20 protein-coding genes are annotated in these 22399 nt (G+C 59.9%); 10 read left to right on the top strand and 10 right to left on the bottom strand.

All coding sequences use genetic code 11. From position 1 onward, the window contains the following. Positions 1-3: 3 nt before the first annotated feature. A complete protein-coding gene (tldD, locus tag HRU82_16945; protein ID QOJ36528.1) occupies positions 4-1440 on the bottom strand; it encodes a metalloprotease TldD in 1437 nt (478 codons plus the stop codon). 192 nt (positions 1441-1632) lie between these two features. Here tldD and HRU82_16940 point away from each other — a divergent pair, with 192 nt between their 5' ends. The 6 genes from HRU82_16940 (at position 1633) to HRU82_16915 (ending at position 10150) form a co-directional block, all read left to right on the top strand. Further along, positions 1633-2418 carry an isoprenyl transferase gene (locus HRU82_16940; protein QOJ36527.1) on the top strand — a complete coding sequence of 262 codons (786 nt, stop codon included), beginning with the start codon at positions 1633-1635 and terminating at the stop codon, positions 2416-2418. Between the two features lie 43 nt (positions 2419-2461). Further along, positions 2462-3310: a phosphatidate cytidylyltransferase gene (locus tag HRU82_16935; GenBank protein QOJ36526.1), complete on the top strand. Its 849-nt coding sequence runs from the start codon at positions 2462-2464 to the stop codon at positions 3308-3310. Between the two features lie 32 nt (positions 3311-3342). Beyond that, entirely contained in the window at positions 3343-4503 is a 1161-nt protein-coding gene (locus tag HRU82_16930) for a 1-deoxy-D-xylulose-5-phosphate reductoisomerase (GenBank protein ID QOJ36525.1), read from the top strand. Positions 4504-4526: 23 nt separating this feature from the next. Further along, the gene (gene rseP / locus HRU82_16925) at positions 4527-5918 is read left to right on the top strand and encodes an RIP metalloprotease RseP (GenBank protein ID QOJ36524.1); all 1392 of its coding nucleotides are present in this window, start codon (positions 4527-4529) and stop codon (positions 5916-5918) included. Between the two features lie 3 nt (positions 5919-5921). Then, positions 5922-7628 carry a proline--tRNA ligase gene (locus HRU82_16920; protein QOJ36523.1) on the top strand — a complete coding sequence of 569 codons (1707 nt, stop codon included), beginning with the start codon at positions 5922-5924 and terminating at the stop codon, positions 7626-7628. 209 nt (positions 7629-7837) lie between these two features. After that, on the top strand, positions 7838-10150 hold the full coding sequence (locus HRU82_16915; protein ID QOJ36522.1) for a GspE/PulE family protein: 2313 nt from the start codon (positions 7838-7840) through the stop codon (positions 10148-10150). 34 nt (positions 10151-10184) lie between these two features. Here HRU82_16915 and HRU82_16910 read toward each other — a convergent pair whose 3' ends face one another. The 8 genes from HRU82_16910 to HRU82_16875 all read right to left on the bottom strand — a co-directional run bounded on the left by HRU82_16910 (position 10185) and on the right by HRU82_16875 (position 16089). Continuing rightward, a complete protein-coding gene (locus tag HRU82_16910; GenBank protein ID QOJ36521.1) occupies positions 10185-11141 on the bottom strand; it encodes a tetratricopeptide repeat protein in 957 nt (318 codons plus the stop codon). After that, a complete protein-coding gene (locus HRU82_16905; GenBank protein ID QOJ36520.1) occupies positions 11138-12127 on the bottom strand; it encodes an MCE family protein in 990 nt (329 codons plus the stop codon). Before HRU82_16905 ends, HRU82_16910 begins: the two co-directional genes overlap by 4 nt. Positions 12128-12136: 9 nt before the next feature. Next, entirely contained in the window at positions 12137-12898 is a 762-nt protein-coding gene (locus HRU82_16900; GenBank protein QOJ36519.1) for an ATP-binding cassette domain-containing protein, read from the bottom strand. Positions 12899-12903: 5 nt separating this feature from the next. Beyond that, positions 12904-13683, bottom strand: a complete 780-nt coding sequence (locus HRU82_16895; protein QOJ36518.1) for an ABC transporter permease — start codon at positions 13681-13683, stop codon at positions 12904-12906. A gap of 90 nt (positions 13684-13773) precedes the next feature. Continuing rightward, positions 13774-14124: a PilZ domain-containing protein gene (locus HRU82_16890; GenBank protein ID QOJ36517.1), complete on the bottom strand. Its 351-nt coding sequence runs from the start codon at positions 14122-14124 to the stop codon at positions 13774-13776. A gap of 37 nt (positions 14125-14161) precedes the next feature. Next, a complete protein-coding gene (locus tag HRU82_16885; protein QOJ36516.1) occupies positions 14162-14539 on the bottom strand; it encodes a PilZ domain-containing protein in 378 nt (125 codons plus the stop codon). Positions 14540-14683: 144 nt separating this feature from the next. Next, on the bottom strand, positions 14684-15619 hold the full coding sequence (gene lpxL, locus HRU82_16880; protein QOJ36515.1) for an LpxL/LpxP family Kdo(2)-lipid IV(A) lauroyl/palmitoleoyl acyltransferase: 936 nt from the start codon (positions 15617-15619) through the stop codon (positions 14684-14686). A gap of 89 nt (positions 15620-15708) precedes the next feature. Next, positions 15709-16089, bottom strand: a complete 381-nt coding sequence (locus HRU82_16875; protein QOJ36514.1) for a PilZ domain-containing protein — start codon at positions 16087-16089, stop codon at positions 15709-15711. A 168-nt stretch (positions 16090-16257) separates the two neighbouring features. Between HRU82_16875 and HRU82_16870 the strand changes: the two genes are divergently transcribed. Next, the gene (locus HRU82_16870; GenBank protein QOJ37251.1) at positions 16258-17154 is read left to right on the top strand and encodes a fatty acid desaturase; all 897 of its coding nucleotides are present in this window, start codon (positions 16258-16260) and stop codon (positions 17152-17154) included. A 12-nt stretch (positions 17155-17166) separates the two neighbouring features. On the opposite strand, the gene arfB is transcribed toward HRU82_16870, so the two are convergent. Beyond that, a complete protein-coding gene (arfB, locus tag HRU82_16865; GenBank protein ID QOJ36513.1) occupies positions 17167-17583 on the bottom strand; it encodes an aminoacyl-tRNA hydrolase in 417 nt (138 codons plus the stop codon). A gap of 175 nt (positions 17584-17758) precedes the next feature. Between arfB and HRU82_16860 the strand changes: the two genes are divergently transcribed. From HRU82_16860 to HRU82_16850, 3 genes are read left to right on the top strand one after another with little or no spacing between them, the layout of a single operon-like run. Further along, positions 17759-19522: a GHKL domain-containing protein gene (locus HRU82_16860; protein QOJ36512.1), complete on the top strand. Its 1764-nt coding sequence runs from the start codon at positions 17759-17761 to the stop codon at positions 19520-19522. 18 nt (positions 19523-19540) lie between these two features. Beyond that, positions 19541-19990 carry a response regulator gene (locus HRU82_16855; protein QOJ36511.1) on the top strand — a complete coding sequence of 150 codons (450 nt, stop codon included), beginning with the start codon at positions 19541-19543 and terminating at the stop codon, positions 19988-19990. 4 nt (positions 19991-19994) lie between these two features. Continuing rightward, positions 19995-22385: a PAS domain-containing protein gene (locus HRU82_16850; GenBank protein ID QOJ36510.1), complete on the top strand. Its 2391-nt coding sequence runs from the start codon at positions 19995-19997 to the stop codon at positions 22383-22385. Positions 22386-22399 lie beyond the last annotated feature (14 nt).

The following is a 22399-nucleotide window of genomic DNA, read 5'->3' as shown; positions in this document are numbered from 1 at the left end:
GGCTCAGGCCTTCGTTCCGCCGACCGTGATTTCATCGATGCGAATGGTCGGCAACCCGACACCGACCGGCACCGATTGCCCCTCTTTGCCACAGGTGCCGATTCCTTCATCAAGTTTCAAGTCATGTCCGACCATGGATACTTTGGTCAAAATTTCCGGGCCGTTGCCGATTAACGTTGCGCCCTTGACCGGCCTGGTGATACGTCCGTCTTCGATCAGGTAGGCTTCGCTGGCTGAGAAGACAAATTTTCCGTTGGTGATATCGACCTGGCCCCCGCCGAACGACACGGCGTAGAGCCCCTTCTTCACCGACTTAATGATGTCATGCGGGTCCGACTCACCGGCCAACATGAACGTATTGGTCATCCTCGGCAGGACCACACTCTGATAACTCTCGCGCCTCCCATTACCGGTCAGGGGAATGCCCATCAGTCGCGCATTCAACTTATCGGTGATGTAACCGCGAAGGATTCCCCGTTCGATCAGCACAGTGCGACTGGTCGGGATTCCCTCGTCGTCCACGTTCAAGGAGCCCCGACGAAACGGCAACGTGCCGTCATCCACAATCGTGCAGACGTCCGATGCCACGCGCTTTCCCACGAGATTGGAAAAGGCCGAAGTCTTCTTGCGGTTGAAATCCGCCTCCAGCCCATGTCCGATCGCCTCGTGCAGCAAGATACCGGGCCAACCTCCCCCCAGCACGACCGGCATGACTCCAGCCGGAGCCTCGACTGCGCTCAAGTTGAGGATCGCCTCTCGAGCCGCCTCCCGGGCGAACTGCAAATACCGTTGGTCAGCCTGAAAATATTCCAGCCCAATCCGTCCGCCACCGCCGAACGTGCCGATCTGTCGATTCCCCCCCTCCTCCGCAATACAGGTGACCTGCAGTCGCGACAGCGGTTGGATGTCGCCGACCATCACTCCGTCGGAGGTCGCCACCAACATGACCTTATACTCGGTATTGTAGGAGGCCAGGACATTCTTGATGCGAGGATCGTAGCGACGAGCTTCCGCATCGATCGCATTCAGGAGCGCTACACGATCCCGCGTTGCCACTTCCACATCGGCCCTGTCATGCGGATAGAGATTCCGGGCCGGAGCTGGTTGTTGCGTGACGGGGATCGGAGCGGACAGCTGGCCGGAATCGGCGATATAGCGTGCCGTGTCCGCCGCGATATTCAGGTCCTTAGGGGTCAATTCATCAGAATAGGCGAATCCGGTCTTCTCGCCGACGGTTGCCCGAACACCGACCCCCTGCCCAATGCTCTTCGCCGCCCGTTTGACGATCCCTTCCTCCATAGAGACCGACTCGGACTGGCAATATTCAAAGTAGAGGTCGGCGTAGTCGACGCTGGAGACCTTGACCCGTCCCAGCGCCTGCTCGACCTCCCGATCCGTCATGCCGAACCGGCCGAGCGCAACGGCGTTCTCCTGTCCCATGGAGTTCTCCTTCGGTCTGTGTCGGGGGAGTATAACGTACTCATTTCCGCCATCGCAATGCGCAGGCCATCGAACCGCAGGCAAATACAGCGAAATCTGGAAATACTGTTTGACTTTGGCGTACCCGACCGCTAGACTCGCATTAATTTTTCGGAGAATATCTGAAACGGAACAAGGTAAACGCCCCGTTCTATGAACGATTCTCGATCAAGTGATATCGATCCCGCCTCTGACTCGGATCTGCTCGCGAAACTCGAACCGGAACTGCTCCCAAGACATCTTGCCGTCATCATGGACGGGAACGGTCGCTGGGCCGAATTGCGCGGGCTACCGCGTATTGCCGGTCACCAAGAGGGCATCAAGTCCGTTCGTGAACTCATCACCCTCTCCCTCGAACTCGGGATCAAGATCGTCACCATCTATGCGTTTTCTCAGGAGAACTGGAACCGGCCGGCACAGGAAATTTCAGCGTTGATGGGGCTGCTGGAGCATTACCTCTCCACCGAACGATCGAGCCTCATCGAACAGGGCGTACGGTTTCAAACCATCGGCCGGGTCTCCGCCCTTCCCCCGGCCGCGTTGCAGATTGTACGTGCCACGGAGCGGGAGACCGCGCACCTCACGAAGTTGACCCTCAATGTCGCCCTCAGCTACGGCGGCCGGGCCGAGCTTGTGGATGCAGCGAAGGACTTGGCCCGAGCGGTTCAGACAGGACGCCTTTCCGTGGATCAAATCGATGAGCGTACGATGCAACAGGCCTTGTACACGCACGACCTCCCCGACCCCGATCTGTTGATTCGCACCAGCGGCGAGACCCGTATCAGCAACTTTTTACTATGGCAGTTGGCCTACACGGAGCTCTACTTCACCCAGACGCTCTGGCCGGACTTCCGGCGGCGTGAAATGTTGGTCGCGCTGATCGAATACCAGCGGCGCGAGCGGCGATTCGGGCGCGTACTCAGCAGCGTCTCCTCCTAGTCTCTTCGTGGTGAAACCGGGAGTTATCCAGTGCGAGGAGCCGATGCAGAAGCGTATGGATCCGGCTCGTCCTCGCCCATCGTCTGAGGCCGTGCGCCGAGTCCTCACCGCCGCCGTCTTCCTTCCGCTCCTCTACGTCCTGATTCACGATTTTGGCCCCCTCGCATTCTTCATCCTCGTGGCGGTCTGTGGCATGGTGGCGGTCGGAGAGTTTTACCGCCTTCACCTCGGTACGGCGGTCTGGCCCTGGTGGGGATGGCTGGGTGTCGGTGCCACCGGCCTCTTGCTGGGAAGCGTACAGTGGCCTGCGTTGCTCTCACTCCACACCGTGCTCCTCGGCACAATCATCATGGCCCTGTGCATGCCCCTGATCACGACCAAACCCCTCCGCGAATCCTTGGCCGACGGCATGGTTCTGGTCATGGGAGCGCTCTACCTGGGCCTGACCTTGAGTTATCTCCTGCTCATCAGAGCCCTCCCCGACGGAGTGGCGTTGATCTTTTTCGTCCTGCTCGTCACCTGGGCCGGAGACACCGGAGCCTATATTGTCGGGAAAACGATGGGGCGGCATCCGCTCGCCCCGGTGATCAGCCCCAAGAAAACCTACGAAGGGCTGGCCGGCGGCATGGTATTGGCCGCTGCCCTCGCTTTCGCGGCCCGCTCCTGGTTCCTTCCCGCCATGTCCCTGCTGGACTGCCTGTTGCTCGGCATCGGACTGACCTTCGCGGGCCTCGTGGGCGATCTGGCGGAATCCGCCATCAAACGCGGGGCGGGCATCAAGGACTCCGGCGCCTTGATTCCCGGACATGGGGGCATGCTCGATCGCTTGGATAGCCTCTTGTTCACGGGTCCGGCCTTCTACTACTATGTCATGTTCGCCATCTCCGGATGACGAATTTTCATCCGACTATTGTGGAGCACGTTATGAAGAACATCGTCATCCTGGGTTCGACCGGCTCGATCGGCACGAACACCCTCGACATCGTCGAGCGATTCCCACAGGAGTTTCGCGTCATCGGTCTGACCGCCGGCTCGAACGACGAGAAACTCGAAACGCAGATCCGCCGTTTTCGCCCGGCGCTTGCCGCGCTCGCCGATGAGTCGGCCGCCGCACGGCTCCGGGACCGCTGTGTCGATCTGCCGGTGAAAATTCTCGCGGGGAACGGCGGTGTGGCGGAGGTCGCCCAGGCAACTGAGGCCGAACTGGTCGTCTCGGCTATCGTAGGAGGTGCCGGGCTCGTTCCCACCTTGGCGGCCATTCGGGCGGGTAAACAGATCGCCCTCGCCAACAAGGAGCCGATGGTCATGGCCGGAGCCTTGATGCAGGCAGAGGCTCAGAAACACCACGTCCGCATCTTCCCGGTCGACAGCGAACATAGCGCCATCTTCCAATCTCTTGAAGGTCATCGGCGGGAGGACGTCAAGCGCATCATCCTGACAGCCTCGGGAGGACCGCTCTGGGACTGTTCACGCGAGCAATTGCAACAGGTCGGTCCCGAACGCGCGCTCCAACACCCGAATTGGAAGATGGGGGCGAAGATTACCATCGACTCCGCCACCCTGATGAACAAAGGGTTGGAGGTCATCGAGGCACGCTGGCTGTTCGACATCCCGGAAATCCATATCGAAGTCTTGGTCCATCGCGAAAGCATCATCCATTCGTTGGTGGAGTATCGCGACCGATCGGTGATTGCGCAGTTGGGTCTTCCGGACATGCGGACACCCATTTCCTATGCCATGCGTTACCCGGAGCGAATGCCGTTGGAACTTCCGTCGCTGGACCTAACCGAGATCGGCAAGCTGACCTTTTTCAAACCCGACCACGATCGGTTTCCCTGTCTGTCGCTTGGGTATGAGGCGTTGCGGATTGGAGGCACCATGCCCGCGACCATGAATGCCGCCAACGAAGTGGCCGTGGACGCATTTCTCCAGGATGGAATTCGATTTCTCGATATTCCTGATATCATTCGGAGTACAATGGAAGCACATGCGCCCCGTCCAATCGACGGCTTGGAGGCCGCGTTGGAAGCCGACCGATGGGCGCGTGACAAAGCCGAGTCCCTGGTACACGCGTTGACACGGTAATACTCTGAACCCAAGGAGTGGTTGTGGGAACAGCCTTTGCGTGGTCGCCTGATTTCGTCTCGCTCTTGACCCATTGGGCCTTGCCGTTCTTGGTCGTCTTGGGCGTACTCGTTGCCTTTCATGAGATGGGGCACTTCTTGGCCGCCCGTTGGGTCGGCGTCAAGGTACTCAAGTTTTCGCTGGGATTCGGACCGAAGATTTTCGGGCGCCAGATCGGGGAAACGGAATACCTGCTCTCGGTGGTGCCATTGGGCGGCTATGTCAAACTCTTCGGGGAGGATGAACACGAAACCGTCACGCCCGAAGAGAAGAAACGGGCTTTCGCTCACCAGTCGTTATGGGGCAAAACTCTCATCGTTGCCGCCGGGCCGATTTTCAACTTCATTCTGGCCTACTTGATCTATACGACTTACATCGGACTGGGGTACACCCTGCCGATCCCAAGCTTCAAGGATATCGTGCCGGAGATCGAAGCGGTACTGCCGGGGTCCCCTGCCGACCAAGCCGGTTTGAAACCGGGCGATCGCGTCATCCGGGTGAACGAGAAGGAAATTTCCACCAGCGCCGAACTGCTGAAGGCCGTCGCCCAAAGTAACGGCAGGCAACTCACTCTCGATTTCACGCGTGGCGGCCAAATCAAGACCACGCTGGTCACGCCCAGCAAAACCACTCTGGAGGAAAACGGGAAACCGGTCGTCGTGTACCAATTAGGCGTCGAAGAGCGGGCTCCAGTCATCACGGCCGTCATTCCCGGATCGCGTGCCCAGAGCGCTGGCCTGGCAGCCGGAGACCGCATTGTACGCATCGAGGGCCATGACATTCACACCTGGTCTCAGATGACCGGGTTTGTGCGAGAAAACCCTAACCGTGCGCTGCAGTTCGATATCCTCCGAAAGGGCGCGTCAGAGACCCTGACGGTGACGCCGATGGCCGAAAAAACCACTGTCGATGGGAAGGCCGTCGAAGTCGGCAAGATCGGGATCTCGGCCCAGAACCAGACCGTCCTGCAGACGAACAATCCGCTCCAGGCTCCGCTGCTCGGGGCCCAAGCAACCTGGAGTTGGACCGAACTGACCGTCGTGGGCATTTACAAGATCATCACGGGCGAAATCTCCCGGAAGAACGTCGGTGGACCGCTCACAATCGCGAAGACCGCCGGTGACGCGGCCGAACAGGGCACCTCAAGTTTGGTGTTTCTCATGGCGATGCTCAGCATCAACCTCGGCGTCCTCAACCTCTTGCCGATCCCGATTCTGGACGGCGGGCACTTGCTCTTCTTCTTTATCGAGGCGGTCCGCCGGAAACCGTTGGAGGACCGGCAGAGGGAGCTGGCGCAGCAGGTGGGGCTGGTGCTCCTTGTCGGCATCATGATCTTTGCCTTCTGGAATGACATCGAACGCTTGATCGCTCCCTGACCTATGCGCGTCTCCGAAACCCTTATCCCAACACTCCGTGAAGATCCAGGCGAGGCTGAAACCGTCAGCCATCGCTTCATGCTGCGAGCCGGCATGATCCGGAAAGTTGCCGCCGGCATTTACACCTATCTGCCGCTGGGCCTGCGCGTGCTCCGAAAAATCGAGTGCATCGTCCGCGAAGAAATGAATCGTGCCGGCGCCCAAGAAGTGCTGATGCCGGTGGCTTCCCCCGCCGAACTTTGGCGCGAAACGGGACGCTGGGACTTCTACGGCAAAGAACTCCTCCGCTTCAAAGATCGCCACGAACGGGATTTCTGCCTGGGACCGACGCATGAGGAAGTGATCACCGATTTGTTCCGGCGCGAGGTTCGGTCCTACCGCCAGATGCCGCTCAATTTTTATCAGATCCAGACCAAGTTCCGGGATGAGATCCGCCCCCGCTTCGGCCTGATGCGCGGACGCGAATTCATCATGAAAGATGCCTACAGTTTCGACCGGGACGAAGCGGCGGCCAAACTGAGTTACCAGAAAATGTATGAGGCCTATAACCGCATCTTCACACGTTGCGGCCTCACCTTCCGTCCCGTAGAGGCCGACACGGGCTTGATCGGCGGCACCTCGTCGCACGAATTCATGGTGCTGGCCGAGACGGGCGAAGAGACCATCGTCTACAGTGAACAAGGCACCTATGCGGCCAACGTGGAGCGGGCAGAAGTCCTGCCGCCGGAAGCCTCCAACGAAGAGACGCGCCGCCCGCTGACCGCCGTGAAGACACCGAACCGCCGGACGGTTGAGGATGTCACTGCCTTTTTGAAGATCACCCCCCAGCAGATGGTGAAGACTCTGCTGTACGACACGGGGATTGAGGCCGTGGCCGTGCTTGTCCGCGGCGATCATGAAGTCAACGAGATCAAGCTCAAACGTCTCCTGGGCGTCACCGATGTGGAACTCGTCAAGCCGGAACGCGTTCCAAGCCTGACCGGAGCGCCGGCCGGCTTCGTCGGCCCCGTCGGGCTGAAGCAGATCAGAATCTTGGCTGACTGGACGGTTCAGTCCATGGCCAACTTCGTCGTGGGAGCGAATCAAGCCGATACCCACTTCTTCGACGCCAATTGGGATCGGGACTTCACGGTCGCACAATTCGCAGACCTCCGCAATGCACAGGCCGGAGACGCTTCTCCGCGAAAAGACGGGATTTTGAAAACCGCCAAGGGCATCGAGGTCGGACATGTCTTCATGTTGGGAACCAAATACAGCCAAGCCATGAAGGCGACGTTCCTAGATGCGCAAGGCCAAGAACAGTTCGCCGTCATGGGTTGTTATGGAATCGGCGTGAGCCGGGTCGCAGCTGCAGCCGTCGAACAGAACCACGATGCCAAGGGAATCAAATGGCCGCTCCCCATCGCTCCCTTCCATGTCACCTTGCTTCCGCTCAGCCAATCGGAACCGGTGACACAGCTCGCCGGGCAGCTGTATCAATCCCTCCAGCAGGCCGGCATTGAAGTCCTGTGGGATGATCGCGAAGAGCGAGCCGGCGTGAAGTTCAACGACGCGGATCTCATCGGAGCGCCCTACCACTTGGTGATCGGCGATAAGGGGTTGGCCCAGGGTCAGGTCGAATTGAAACGTCGCCAGACCGGCGAGACCATCAAAACCGCTCCTGATCAGGTATTGGCCACTCTCTCTGCGTGGATCACGGACGCAACCTGATCCCCTACCGGTCTTCTCCGCCCCGATTCTCGAACGCCCGCTCTGGGAAAATTCGTTTTGCTTGCCTTGCCTCCTTGTTGCGATACACTGACCCCCACAGAAGCGATCGAAGCCTGTGTCCCGCTTCATACACCCATGGCTACCATCGGCATCGCCACCCTGACGAACATACGGCGCCCCACGCTCGATCTGCTGCTGGAGACCACTTGATGCAGCCCAAACCTCCGCTTCCCGGTGTTGCCGACACGCCCCTCAAATCCAATTTCGCCGAAAACGTCAAGCGAATCAGTTCACAAATTCTCGCCGCCTCCGATCTCGATCAGATCCTGCTCGACCTCCGCCATGAGATCCTGGGATGCTTCGACGCAGAAGATCTCACCCTGTTCGTGGTCGACGCGGAAAAGAAAGAGATTTTCTCCAAAGTGCCGCATCTGGATGCCGTGCAAGAAGTGCGCATTCCGATTACCGAGCAAAGCCTCGCAGGGTTCTGCGCGAAATACCTTCGACCAGTGAACGTAGGAGACGCATACAGCCAAGCGGAACTGAGCGTGATTCACCCCGCGCTCACACACGACCCTGCCTACGATAAGAGCACCGGCTTCAAGACGAAACAGGTCCTCACCTATCCGATCGTAGCCGAGAATAAGTTCCTAATGGGTGTGATCCAGCTGCTGAACAAAAAAAGCGGCGGTCGTTTCACGCGGAAGGATGAGGAATGTGTCGCGGAAATCGCCAAGTCGCTCGGGACCGCCTTCTACAGCCTTCGCAAGACATCCAAGAAAGCCCCGTCGAAGTTCGATTATCTACTGACGGCCGGCAAAATCAGTCAGAACGACTTGGACAATGCACTCGCTGAAGCCAAAAAGGGGACTTCCGATATCGAATCCTTGTTGATCGAGAAGTACAAAGTCCCCAAAGCGGATCTCGGCAAGTCATTGGCCCAATTTCACAAGTGCCCCTACATCGAATATAACGAGCGCACCATCGCCGACATCGAACTCCTGAAGAACCTCAACGTCGACTACTTAAAAAAAAATCACTGGATGCCGCTCAAGCGGGACCGATCGGCGATTGAAATTCTCACCGATGACCCCGGTGACCTGGATCGCGTTCAGGACATCAAACGTACCTTCCCCGGCCTGAACATTCGCTTTGCCGTCAGCCTGCGGCGCGATATCGCCCTCTTTCTCACGAGCACCGGCGGTGCGCCGGAACCCAGCACCAAACTGAACGAGAATGTCTCCGACATTCTCGGCGAATTGGTGAACGAAGCACAGGCCGAGGCGGCGGAGGACGCCTCAACGGCAGGGCTGGACGAAAACGACAATGCCATCGTGCGCCTGGCGAACCAGATCATCGCCGATGCCTTCCGGCAAGGCACCTCCGACATTCATATCGAGCCGTACGGCGATAAACGCGACACCATCGTGCGCTTTCGAGTCGACGGTGACTGTTTCGAGTACATGAAGATCCCCCCGAGTTATCGCCGCGCCATTGTCTCGCGCTTGAAGATCATGGCCAGTCTCGACATCGCCGAACGACGCAAACCGCAGGACGGCAAGATTAAGTTCAAGCTCGGCGACAACAAAGAAATCGAGTTACGCGTCGCCACGATTCCTACAGCCGGATACAACGAAGACGTCGTCATGCGTATTCTCGCCGCGAGCGAACCGATTCCCGTGGAAAAAATGGGATTCTCAGAGCGGAACTTGCGCGAGATCAAAAATATTGCCGCGAAACCCTACGGCATCATCCTGTGCGTGGGCCCGACGGGATCCGGGAAAACCACCACGCTCCATTCCGTCTTGGGCTACATCAACACTCCGGACATCAAAATTTGGACGGCGGAAGACCCTGTTGAAATCACGCAATATGGGCTGCGCCAGGTTCAAGTGAACCCCAAAATCGGGTTCACGTTCGCCGGGGCGATGCGCGCCTTCCTGCGAGCCGACCCGGATGTCATCATGGTCGGTGAAATGCGCGACAAAGAGACCGCCGACACCGGCATCGAGGCCTCCCTCACGGGCCACCTCGTCCTCAGCACCCTCCATACGAACAGCGCCGTCGAAACCATCACCCGTTTGCTCGACATGGGATGCGATTCTTTCAGCTTCGCCGATGCCATGTTGGGCGTGCTGGCCCAACGGTTGGCGAGACGAATTTGCAAGGATTGCAAGGAAGCCTATCAACCGTCCCAGGAAGAGTTCGAGGAACTTCGACAGGGGTATGGGGCAGAGTTTTGGGACAAGCGCGGGATCGTGTATGACAGCTCGTTCCGCCTGTACCGCGGCAAGGGCTGTGACGTCTGCAATCGATCAGGCTTGAAGGGGCGGGTGGCCCTCCATGAGTTGTTGCTCGGAACCGACGACATGAAGCGGCTCATTCAGAACAAAGCCAAAACCGAGGAAATGCTCAGACTCGGCATGGCAGAAGGGATGACGACGTTGGTCCAAGACGGCATCGAAAAGGTCCTTCAGGGCCACACCACCTACAAGGAAGTCAAAGCCGTCGCCATCAAGTAGCACCATCCCGCCTGTGCTCGATCGCGCACAGGTCCTATCTCGGTCGAGAAACAGCCGCCGGCCCATTCAACTCACGTTCCAGGCGCAGGACTTCCTCTTTCCGCCCCAGCCGTTCCGCGGCCTCCATGGCCTGCGCCAAGGCCGATCTCGCATGCAAAAGGTTTCCCTGAGCAGAGTAACTCCGGTAGGCTCGCTTCGAGTAGTCCAAGGTGCGATCGTGGAACCCCTGGCGACCGGCCACTCGGCCCAGCCGCAGCAAGTCGGCCGCAATCTCAGGCTGGCGTTCCGCCGCCTTGTCCGACTCCAAGGCCTGTAGGTATTCGCCCTCTGCTGCGTCATACGCCTGTCGCCGTTCCGCCGCCAACCCCAGGTTGACGTGGTTGCTCGCCGCCCCAGCCCCATCGCCCAATGCCTCATTGAGAGCCAAAGCCTGGCGAAACAGGGCTTCGGCCTGCTCGGGATCACCCCGCTCGAGCCGCAACAAGCCTAGATTGTTCCGCAACGCCGCCGCAGCCGCACGATCCTCCGTCCGCAGAGCCAGTTCCAAAGCCTGCCGGTAGAGTTGTTCGGCGGCAGCCGGTTGTCCGACTCGATGCCGCGCCGCTCCCAGAGTGGTAAGGCTTTCAACCAGCAGGGCCTGATTTCCATATGCCTGCGCAATGGCCAAAGCCTGCATCTGGTATTCGAGTTCGGACGCTCCATCCCCTCGCCCGGAAGCAACAGCTCCCAGGTCATGCAGGACACCGATGAGGCTCGGGTTGTCATCAAGCCGTTCCGCCATCCGTCGAGCCGACAGGAAGAACTCCCCGGCCCGCCCAAGGTCCCCCTTGGCGAGCCATCGATGGCCCTGCTCGCGCAATGCCTGCACCGGCGAGGCCTTCGGCTCCTGTTCGGAAAGTCCAGGGGATGGAGGTGGGCCCGTGCAGCCGACGAATAGTGATCCCGTTAGGAAGCACCAGCGAAGACCAACGGCAAGCGACAGCTTCATCATGGCCGGATCTGATCGCCTCGCAAGCTGGGAAGCGTGGGAGCAGCGGGCGAGGCCCGGTCTTTGGGAGGAGGCCCGGCGTTTTGGGCAAATCGGTTGAACGGAAACGTCTGTTTCGCTCCTCGCACCAGGACAGACAGGTCCGCCAACGTCACCTGCGCCGTCTGCACGACCGGGAGCAACTCCTGGCTCACTTCTTCAACCGAATCGGACAGACGCTTCACGCTGGTCAAGGTCGATCGTGTACTGTCCAACAAGGCCGGCAATTGACTCGTCGTGTGTTGCACATCGGCCGTGACTCGATCTACCATGCTCAGGGTGCGCTTGACCGAGCCGGTCATCGCCGGAAGGGCGGTTGCGGTCTGCTCTAACGACCCCACCGTGCGCTGGACTGAGGCCACGACCGCAGGCAGGTCTTTCGTCGCTTGGGCCACTTGCTCAAGAGCCTTGTTCCCGGCTTGGAGCCCGCTTTGAAGATCCTGTGTCATCTGGTCGACCCGCAGCAACGTCTGTTTCACCGCCGCCAAGACCGGTTCGACCTCATTGACGAGGTCACCGATATCTCGCGGTTCGACGACATGGATGGGGGCACCGTCAGGCAGGACAGGGCTGGTGGAAGTACCCATGCCGATTTCCACTTGGGTCTGCCCCACCAGCACGCCGCTCTTGGTGATGCGCAATTCTGAATTGTCCCTTACCATCTCTTGATAACGCGTCAACAGCCGCAGCAGAACATCGACCGTTCCACGATCGTTGAGGTCGACCTGCTCCACTCGTCCGATCCTGATGCCGGACACCACGACCGGCGCCCCCGGCTCCAGGCCGTAGGACTTGCTCAGGCTGGCCTTGAGGTGATACTTCGGCGAAAACAGATGCTCGGTCTTGGACATCCAGAAAGCCGCCGTCACCAGAATCAATGCCGGAATCAGCACGAACGTTCCCACAATCTGCGCCACGCGCCCGCTCGACAACCGATGGGAGTAATGCATGGCTCTTGTTTATCCCTTCAGCTCAGAACCCGACTCCCTCGCCAAGCTTTCCTGCACATACGATTGAAACCGGTCGGACACCTCGCTCGCTACCTTCACCTGCGGACCATCGGCCTCCACCAGCCCATCGCAAAGCAGCAACAGGCGGTCTGCCTCTTCCATGAAGGGAGAGTATCCGCGCAAGGCAGCAACGACCGTCAAGGAACGGACCGCCCGCTCCTGATTCACATAGGTTCTCAGCCGGAGCACCGCCTCGGCATCCAAACCGGCGACGGGATCATCCAGCACCAGCACCTCTGGGCCCAATACCATCGCGCGGGCCACAGCGCCCCGCCGCACCTCGCCTTGATTCAAGTCGGCCGGAAACCGGTCCAGGCTCTCTGCCACTCCCAACCGTTCCAAATGCGACATGACCAGACGCTCCCGCTCCCCTTCCGCCATCGATGGCCGGTGATACCGCAGGGGCAACGCGACATTGTTGAACAGCGTCATATTGCTCAGCAGTCCCGGCTGCTGCAAAACGACCCCCACCCGAGACCGGAGGAGGATCCTCGCCTCCTCCTCCAGCTGCGCCCAGTCATACCCCAGCATCACCACCCGACCGGATTCAGGCGACGCCACGCCCGCAGCCAGTTCCATCGCTGCGCTTTTGCCCGATCGGCTGGGTCCTACCAGGATCACACACGTTCCGGCCTCAATCCGCACATTCAGGTCGAGCCGAAAGCGGCTGCCGGTCAACACCATCGCCACCCGATCGAACCAAAGCGCCATCTCCGTCATAGGTACAGCGGCACCGTAATCAGGACATCGATGACCAGACACAACACGATCGAATTGATCATCGCCCGCGTGGTCTGTTGCGGGACTTCGGTGAAGGACGATCCGACCGCCAGCCCATGGCGGCAACAGACCGCCGCTACCGCGGCACCGAAGCCCACTCCCTTCAGAACGGTCAACACGACATCCGTCGAGGAGAGCGCCTTGACCACGCCGTCGAGAAAGGCTGAGAGGGGAATGGTGAGCTCTGCATTGGCGACGAGATACCCACCGAGCACCGCCACCACATCGAAGTAGAGGGTGAGACAGATCATCGACAGCACCATCCCGACAATTCGCGGCATGATGACAAATCGACTGATCGGAATCCCCATGAGCCGAAGCGCCATGACCTCCCGGGTGACCGACATATTCCCCAGCTCGGTCGCAATGGCCGTGCCGGATCGGCCGACCACGATAAAGGCCGTCAGCAACGGACCGAGCTCTCGAATGACCGTCACCACGATGATGCTCCCCACGAGCCCACCGGCGCCAAGTCGAGGCAGCTGCGTTCCCGCCTGAGTAATGATGATGATGCCGAGGAGGAGGGCAATGACGGTCGTCACCGGAAGGGCATCGACGCCGGTGAACAGAACCTGCCTGCTCAGCACTCGTAGGGTTTCGCGACGCCCCTGCTTGGACGGCAGGACCAAGTCGAAACAGGCCTGCGTAGACAGCGCGGCTAAATCGGCCAGGTACGCGTAACCCGCGATGATGGTGCGTCCCACCCGCTCGACCATGTGATGCGACCAAGCTCCGGAGGAAAGGAAGTCAGCCCACGGTCGCGAAATTGTAGGAGAACCGTTTGAATGAAAGCAATGCCGTGGCCGTCAGGCTTCGTCCGGGCCTCTTCCTAGCGGTTTGGCCTTGATGAGAAATTGCTGGATGCGTTGCAGTTGCGGCGGCCGCATGGAGACGAACTCCATGCCGAACTCCCCGCCCCTCGCCCATCTCACGATCGCTTCGTCTACTCGAACCGGCCAGTCATGCCCGTCGGACAGAAACAAAGAGACCTTCATCTGGATTCCCGGTTGCATGACCTGCTCGGACCTGCCCATACAGCCGGTGAAGGAAAGATCTACGACCTCCGCCTCCCCCGAGATGTCATCCTCCCCGTTGAACGCCAATCGACAATCAACCGCTACGCGGCGCGACTTTCGAAGATTTTTCATAACTTCCATCGTCCTCTCCGCCGGAAGATGCGGCAGGCCGTGCGAATCAGCCGCGGCCTTCAACGCTGACGAGAAACCGCTGCAGCTGCTGCAATTCGGCCGTTCCCATCGATATGAACTCCAGTCCGAAGCGTGAACCGTCAGCCCAACGTACTAACGCCAAATCGACCATGATGGGAGAGGTCTCGCCCGCCAACAACAAAATCACGGTCAAGGCATCACCAAGCTGAACCGCCGCCTCACTTTGAATGCTGCACCCCCCGATCGAGAGATCGAGCACCAGCCCTTCGCCTTCCGGATCGCCCTGCGATGCCAGGGACGGTGCAAACCGCCGAAACGACAGCAGGCAGGTCGGCGGAACGGCACAGCGTGCATGGTGGCGGAGGTCGATGCCCTTGTCAGGAACCTGGTCGATCTGGTCCATGGCGCTGCTGCTTTTCGATCTGAACGTCTGGCAGCCCAGTATAACCCACAGGCGGAGAAGGACCGAACACTTCCACGCATTCGGCAAGACGTTACCGAAGCGACGCATCGCTCCTACGAGGATCAGACGGGAGAGGGAGAATGGTTATTTTTTATAGATGGGAGGCTCGCCGGGCGGACGGCTCTTGAATCGACGATGCTGCCAGAAATATTGCTCGGGGACTCGACTGACGGCGCCCTCGATCAGGTGGTTGATGCGCACGGTATCCTGCAACACTTCGCCCGACGGAAAGTGGTCGAGAGCCTCCCCCACCTCAATGTCATACCCCGTGCCGTCGTTCCGTCGATAGTAGAAACAGGGGATGACCGCCGCGCCGCTCACCCTGGCCAAACGCGACGTCGCCGTGAGCGAAGCCGCCTGCACACCGAAGAACGGAGCGAACACGCTCCGTTTCGACCCTGCATCGATGTCCGGCGCATACCACACGACGCGATTGTGTGAGAGCGCCCGCAGGATCCCGCGCATGTCGCGGTGCTGGATCAGCTCGGAATAGTAGCGGCTGCGGCACCGGCTCGACACCATTTCCGCCACCACATCGTTCTGCGGTCGATAGACGATGGCCACCGGTTGCTCCAACGACATGAATCGTCCGGCAAGTTCGGCCGTATGCAGATGAGCGCCGCACAGTAACACGCCTTTCCCACGCTGAAGCGCCTCCCGGATATGTTCCAGACCCTTGATGGCACAGGCGCAGTGATCACGAGGATCTTTCGCCCACCAGGCCAGCGCGATCTCCACAACCCCCATGCCCATGGACTCGAAGCAATGCAAGGCGACCCGGTCCCGCTCTTTCTGTCCCTGGCCAGGAAAGCAGAGGGACAAGTTGATCCGGACGATCTCGCGCCGTTTCGTCAGCAAACTGTGCAACAGGCGGCCGCATTGCCGTCCGAGCGCCAACTGCCAGTGATAGGGAAGCAGCGCCAGCATGCGGAAGAGGCCCAACCCGATCCAGGTCGGCCAGTACAGGGGGTGGTAGAGCCGGTGATGCGGCCGGTGGTGTCGGGACTTCGTTCTGGACATGGTGTGATAATGGGGAGGGTATTGTAGGGAAACAAGGCATGGAGCGCAATCTCAGCTTGCGGCGGGAATCGATCGGAGCGAGAGCCACCCTAGATCACGGGTTTGGTCGTGAGGGCCATAAACTTTTTCAGCCGCATTTCGGCCACTGGAGAGATCGCGACAAATTCCAATCCATAGACCTGATCCTTTTCCCAGCGGACCGCGGCTTCCTCCACCAACATCGGCGAAGCTTGGTTGGGCAGGGCGAGGCTGACCGACAGGCGGTCGCCGCGCTGCATCCCGGCCTCGCTCATCACCTTGGCCCCCTTCATCGAGACATCGAACACAACGCCGATATCATGGCCGCCGCGCATCAGCCACTTGGCGAGCCCCAACCGCGAGAGCGAGCAGACAAACGGCGCAGGAATGCGCACGCGTGGATATTGCCGCAAGTCGATGGGGAACGAAGCCGGGGCGCCGATGGTCTCCATACGTACCCTCCCGTATCGGTGTCGCCACTGTATCCCATCCCCCTGCGTTCGAGAATCAATTTGCGAAAACCGCGTCGTCGCCGGAGCGGACGTCCGGCTGCGGAACCGTGGCCTGCCAGGCCGGAAAAGACACTTGCGAAAACCCTGACGCTTGATTATTGTGAGGGGGTGCAACGGCCGTCCCACAGCGCGGTTCCGGTTGATGTCGTCAACCGCATCCACCACAAATTTTGGACCTATCTCCTCTTTTGGTCGGTCGTCATCGGCTCAATGGTGGCGGTTCCGGCCTACGGGTTCATCTTCGGCTATTCCTGGCTGGACTGGACCATGTTCGCCGTCCTCTACGTGATCAGCGGCCTGGGCATCACTGTGGGATATCATCGGCTCTTGACCCATCGTAGTTTCGACTGTCCGGACTGGGTGAAGGCCTGCTTGCTGGTCGCGGGTGGATGGGCCCTCCAAAATTCAGGAGCCAAATGGACTGCGGACCACCTGCGCCACCATGCCCATTGCGACGACCCAGCAGACCCCTATAACGCCCAGCGTGGCTTTTGGTACAGCCACTGCGGCTGGCTGCTCGATCCGGTGCCCTGTGCCGACGAACGATTCGGCTCACGGGTCATGCAAGACCGCGTGGCCATGTGGCAACACCGGAATTATGTCCTCATTGTGCTGGTGGGATTGGCGCTGCCCCTCGTCATTGGCTACATCCACAACGGCTGGCACGGGGCATTCGGGGGATTCATGCTGGCCGGCGTCGGACGGACCTTCGCCGTGCTCAACTCTACCTTTTGTATCAATTCGGTCTGCCACATCTGGGGCGCGCAACCCTATGGCAAGGGAGATTCAAGCCGCGACTCCTGGCTGGTTTCGCTCCTGACCTTCGGCGAGGGTTACCATAACTATCACCACACCTATCCGAGCGACTACCGCAACGGACCCTTGTGGTACAACTTCGATCCCTCGAAATGGGTCATCTACCTGCTCTGGAAGGTGGGGCTCGCCTCCTCGCTTCGAACCGCGTCATCCCAGGCTTCAGCCGGGGCTCGGAGCCACGCCACCTAGCCACATTCGACATCATTGCTCGGCTGGCCTTCCTCTCAGCGATTTCACCCGAGCCCGCTTTGCCTTGCTCTCCAACCTCCGTTGCGTGGAACCTTTGGTCGGCTTGGTCGGGCGACGCGGCGCACGCGACCGCGTGGCCTGCAGAATCAGTTCGCGCAGCCGGTCCAACGCGAGGGCCCGGTTTCGCTCCTGGCTCCGAAACTCCTGCACCTTGATCGTGATCACCCCCTCTCGGCTGAGGCGATGGTCTCGCAGGGCCAGCAGCCGAGCTTTGTACAGCGGCGGAAGGGAGGACTCGACGACGTTGAAACGAAGGTGTATCGCGGACGAAACCTTATTGACATGTTGCCCGCCCGGCCCCTGCGAGCGAACGGCCGACAGTTCGATTTCCCCATCCGGAATCGTCACCGAGCCGGAAATCACCAACATTTTATCATGTCATCCGTGTATACTTCCTAGGTTTTGAAGCCTAGGTATCATTCAGCTTCGCCCAAGTTGTCGGCCATGACCCTACGCGGAAGCGGCGCAGGAGTCAATCACGATGGACCTTCGTCCGCCATGAAGCGTATGATGAGCCCCTGCCTTTCATTGACACCCTGACGGTATGGCTGTCATGGATGACGCGGAACGAAACACAGTCCCCTCGATTCCCCTTCAAACGGTCAAACCCAGCTGGAGCGTGCGGGTCCTGCCGCTGATACTCCTCCTGTGCTTCCTCATCGCCTGCGTCCTGGGATTGTATGCCCTCTTTGTGTTGCGGGCTGTCCTGGTGTCGGAACGAGGCCGGGAACTGGCCATGAACGCAGCGGCCGTCGCCGACACGCTTGATCGAGTCATGTTCGAACGGTATGGCGACGTTCAATTGTTCGCCAACGACGGCGTTCTTCGAGATGGGTCCGTAGAAGACAAGACCGCCCGCCTCCTGGAGTATAAACGACTCTATCGCTATTACTCGTGGCTGGGTGTCTCCGATGCGCAGGGGCGGTTGCGAGCGGCCACGGATACGCTTCCCGCGGAAGGAGCCGAGGGTTTGAATCCCGCCTCCTTCTCCCTCGTGCAACGAACCAGAGTTCCCCACGCCGAAGTTCTCCAGCCCTTGAGCGGTTCCCATCGCAAAATGGCCGTCAGCTTCACAGCTCCCATCATCAGTCCCCAGGGTGCGTTTCTTGGCGTGGTAGTCGGTCGAGTGCCGTTCGACCATCTGCGCTCCATCTTCGAACAGGAGGGGCGGCTGCGGTATGGTGACGTGGCCTACGATTGGGGGCTGCTCGATCGGCAGGGCGTCGTCCTTGACGAAAAAAAGCCCGAAGTCACTGCAGCCAGCGGTCCGGTCAAGTTGGACTTACCCTCTCAAGCCCAAGCCGTGACGGAACGAACTCAGCCAGGATTCACGGAGGGGACTCATCGCCGACGGGGTCACGCCATCGTCACCGGTTATGCCTGGACCAAAGGCTACGGAGATTACCCGGGATTCGATTGGTTGGTGTTGTTCCGATTGGACCGCGCCCAGATCTATGCCCCCGTCAATCGACTCGTATGGACCGTGGCCGCGATCGGTGTACTTCTGATCCTGCCGCTGACCGGATATGGAATCTGGGCCTCCTGGCAATTGGGACGGGAACGAAATGACCTGATTCGCGCGCGGCAGGAATTGGAAGCTTCGGTAACGGAACTGGGACGATCCAACGCGGACCTCCAACAATTCGCCTATGTGGCCTCCCATGACCTGCAGGAGCCCCTCCGCATGGTCAGCAGTTACACACAATTGTTGGGGAGACGTTACAAGGGGCGACTCGACACGGAAGCGGACGAATTCATCGCCTTCGCCGTCGACGGCGCGCTCCGCATGCAACAGCTCATACAAGACCTGTTGGCCTATTCTCGTGTCGGTACCGGAGGGAGATCCTGGGAACCGGTGTCGCTCGAAGCGGTAGTGACCACCGCCTTGAACAATTTAACCGGAGCCATCAAGGACAGCGGCGCCTCGATCACACACGACCCCTTGCCGACGATAGAAGGCGATGAACGCCAGTTGGGGCAACTCCTGCAAAATTTGCTGAGCAACGCCATCAAGTTCTGCGGGAAGGAGCCGCCGCGTATCCATCTCTCGGCCCGGCGGCAGGAGAACCACTGGCTGCTCTCGGTCCAGGACCATGGCATCGGCATCGACCCACAATTTGCCCAACGCATCTTCGTGATCTTTCAACGCCTGCACAATCGCGATGAATATCCTGGAACCGGCATCGGCCTGGCGATCTGCCGAAAGATCGTCGAACGGCACGGAGGCCGCATCTGGGTCGACTCCGAGCCGGGCAAAGGCGCCACCTTTTGGTTCACGTTGCGGGACGCGCATCCCCTCCACAGGTGAGAAAGGAACCCCCCTATCATGGTCCCTGAATTGGTCAAACCGATCGAAATTCTGTTGGTGGAGGATAATCCCGGCGATGTCCGCCTGACGCAAGAGGCGCTGCGAGAGGCCAAGGTCATCAACAATCTCACCATCGCCAAGGACGGCATGGAAGCTCTGGCCTACCTTCGGCGGCAAGGCCCCTATGCCCATGCGCCGCGTCCCCATCTCATTCTGCTCGACCTCAACCTTCCCAAGCGCGACGGTCGTGAAGTTCTGGCGGAGATCAAGGCCGACGAGTCTCTCAAACGCATTCCCGTCGTCGTGCTGACGACCTCTCAAGATGAACAGGACATCCTGAAGAGCTATAATCTGCACGCCAATTGTTATGTCACGAAACCGGTCGACCTCGACCAGTTCATCCGTGTGGTGCGGTCGATCGAAGATTTCTGGCTCGGCATCGTCGTCCTCCCCCTGGCGAATGGTTAGCACGATGGCCGAGGCCAACATTCACATCCTGTTGGTGGAGGACAACCCGGGTGATGCCAGGCTGCTGCGTGCATTGCTCGAGGAGGTCGCGCCGCGCCGGTTTACGTTCACCCAGGCCGGTCGATTGAGCGAAGCCACCAGCCGTCTCAAGGCCGGTGGCATCGACCTCATTCTACTCGACCTCTCCTTGCCCGACAGCCAAGGCTTCGCCACGCTGGCGGCCATTCGTCAGGCGATCATGCACACTCCCATCGTGGTGCTGACAGGTCTGGAAGATGAAGCGCTCGGTTTGCAGCTCATCCAGCAGGGGGCCCAGGACTACTTGGTCAAGCGACAAGTCACAGGACCTCTCCTCCAGCGCTCCCTTCGCTACGCCCTGGAGCGGGCACGGATGGCCGCTGAGCTGAGGCAGAAGTCTACCTTGCTGCAATCGGTGCTGGACAGCATCGCCGACGGCGTCGTGGTCGCCGATCACACCGGCGAATTTCAGGTGTGGAATCCTGCCGCCGGGCGCATCATCGGCAGCGGCCCGTCGGACGTCGGCATCAGCAAGTGGTCTTCGCACTTCGGTCTGTTCTTGCCCGACGGCACCACTCCCTATCCCCCCGAGGAACTGCCGTTGGTGCGGGCCATCCGCGGTGAGTCGCTCAATGATGTGATCCTGCTGCTGAAAAACGATCATCGCCCGGACGGACGGTGGCTGAGCGTCAATGCGCGGCCTCTGCGTGGGGCGTCCGGGCACATCAAAGGCGGCGTCGCGGTGTTCCGCGACATCACGACTCAGCAGAAGACGGAGGATGCGCTGCGGGAAAGCCAAGAACGGTTTCAAGCGATCATGAATAACAGCCCCATCTTGATTTTCCTCAAGGATGCTTCAGGCCGATACCTGCAGATCAACCGGAAGACCGAGGAAACCATTCAGCTGTCGGATAGGGACGTACGGGGCAAAACCGACGAGGAGTTGTTTCCCGCGAACCAGGTCTCAAATTGGCAGGCGCATGATCGGCAGGTGCTGACGACCGGACTTCCGATGGAGTTCGAGGAGAGTGCCACGCATCCCGACGGCCCGCACACCTATATGGTGGTGAAGTTCCCCCTCTTTAACGCCCGCCGGGAATGTGACGCCGTTTGTGGCATGGCGACGGACATCACCGTCCGCAAACGCATCGAGGAAGAACGGAGCCGACGAGCTCTTCGCCTGGTCCGACAGCAGTCCGCACTGACCGACTTCACACGCAACCGGATTTTTCAACGGTCCGACCTACCCGGCACACTTCGGCATATTACCGAGCTGGTCGCCAGAACCCTTCAGATCGAACGGGTCGGCCTGTGGCGCTACAATGGGCCACGTGACGCCCTCCACTGCATCGATCAGTACGAACTGAGCCGCGACCGACATCTCGAGGGCACCCCCATCCCCGTGGCGTCGCGCCCGGTCTACTTTCAACTCTTGAGCACCTCGCAAATGATCGCCGCCGACGACCTTGCCACGGATACCCGCACCGCCCAGCTGTATGGCGGCGACGCGCCGGAGGGTGTGACCTCCATGATGGATATCCCCCTCTATCTGTTCGGCCGTTTGGAAGGCGTCCTTTGTCACGAACATATCGGGCTGCCGCGCCGTTGGATGGAGGATGAGTGGATGTTCGCCATCGCCACCAGCCACCTCGTCGCCCTGGCTTATGAAGAGGAAGAGCGCACCCGCGCGGAAGTACAACTCCACGAGTCGGAAGAGCGTCTACGCAACCTGACCGGACGCCTGGAATCCGTCCGCGAGGAGGAACGGACGAGAATCGCGCGCGAGGTGCACGACGAGCTAGGACAAGCCCTCACCGGTGTGAAACTCGAACTGGCCTTCCTGCGCGACCAACTCGCCGATGTACGATCGGACCTCCATGAACGGGCCACCTCGATCATCGGCCATGTCGACCAGACCATGCAATCCGTACGGAAGATCGCCACCGAGCTGAGACCGGTGGTCCTGGATCAGCTCGGCCTTATTCCGGCCATCGAGTGGCAGGCACGTGAATTCCAGAACCGGACCGGCATTCGGTGCATCCTGAACATTTACCTCCGGACGATTACCCTTCCGGTCGATCGTTCAACCGGTGTCTTTCGGATCTTTCAAGAGGTCTTGACGAATATCGCCCGGCACGCCGGGGCCTCCGAAGCCGCGATTACCATGCAGGAACACACGGGGAACTTGTTACTCCAGGTCCACGATAACGGGCGAGGCATCACGGACGAGGAGATCTCCGCCTCTCATTCGCTGGGTCTGGTAGGCATGCGCGAACGTGCTCTCTTACTGGGAGGGGAAGCTAAAATCGAGCGGAACCCCGAAGAGGGTACGACCGTCACGCTCCGCATTCCACTAGAAGGCGCATCCAACGATTAACGCCGTCTGAGAGG

Source organism: Nitrospira sp. (assembly GCA_015709715.1).
GTDB lineage: Bacteria > Nitrospirota > Nitrospiria > Nitrospirales > Nitrospiraceae > Nitrospira_A.
This window is presented reverse-complemented; position numbering and strand designations above follow the sequence as displayed.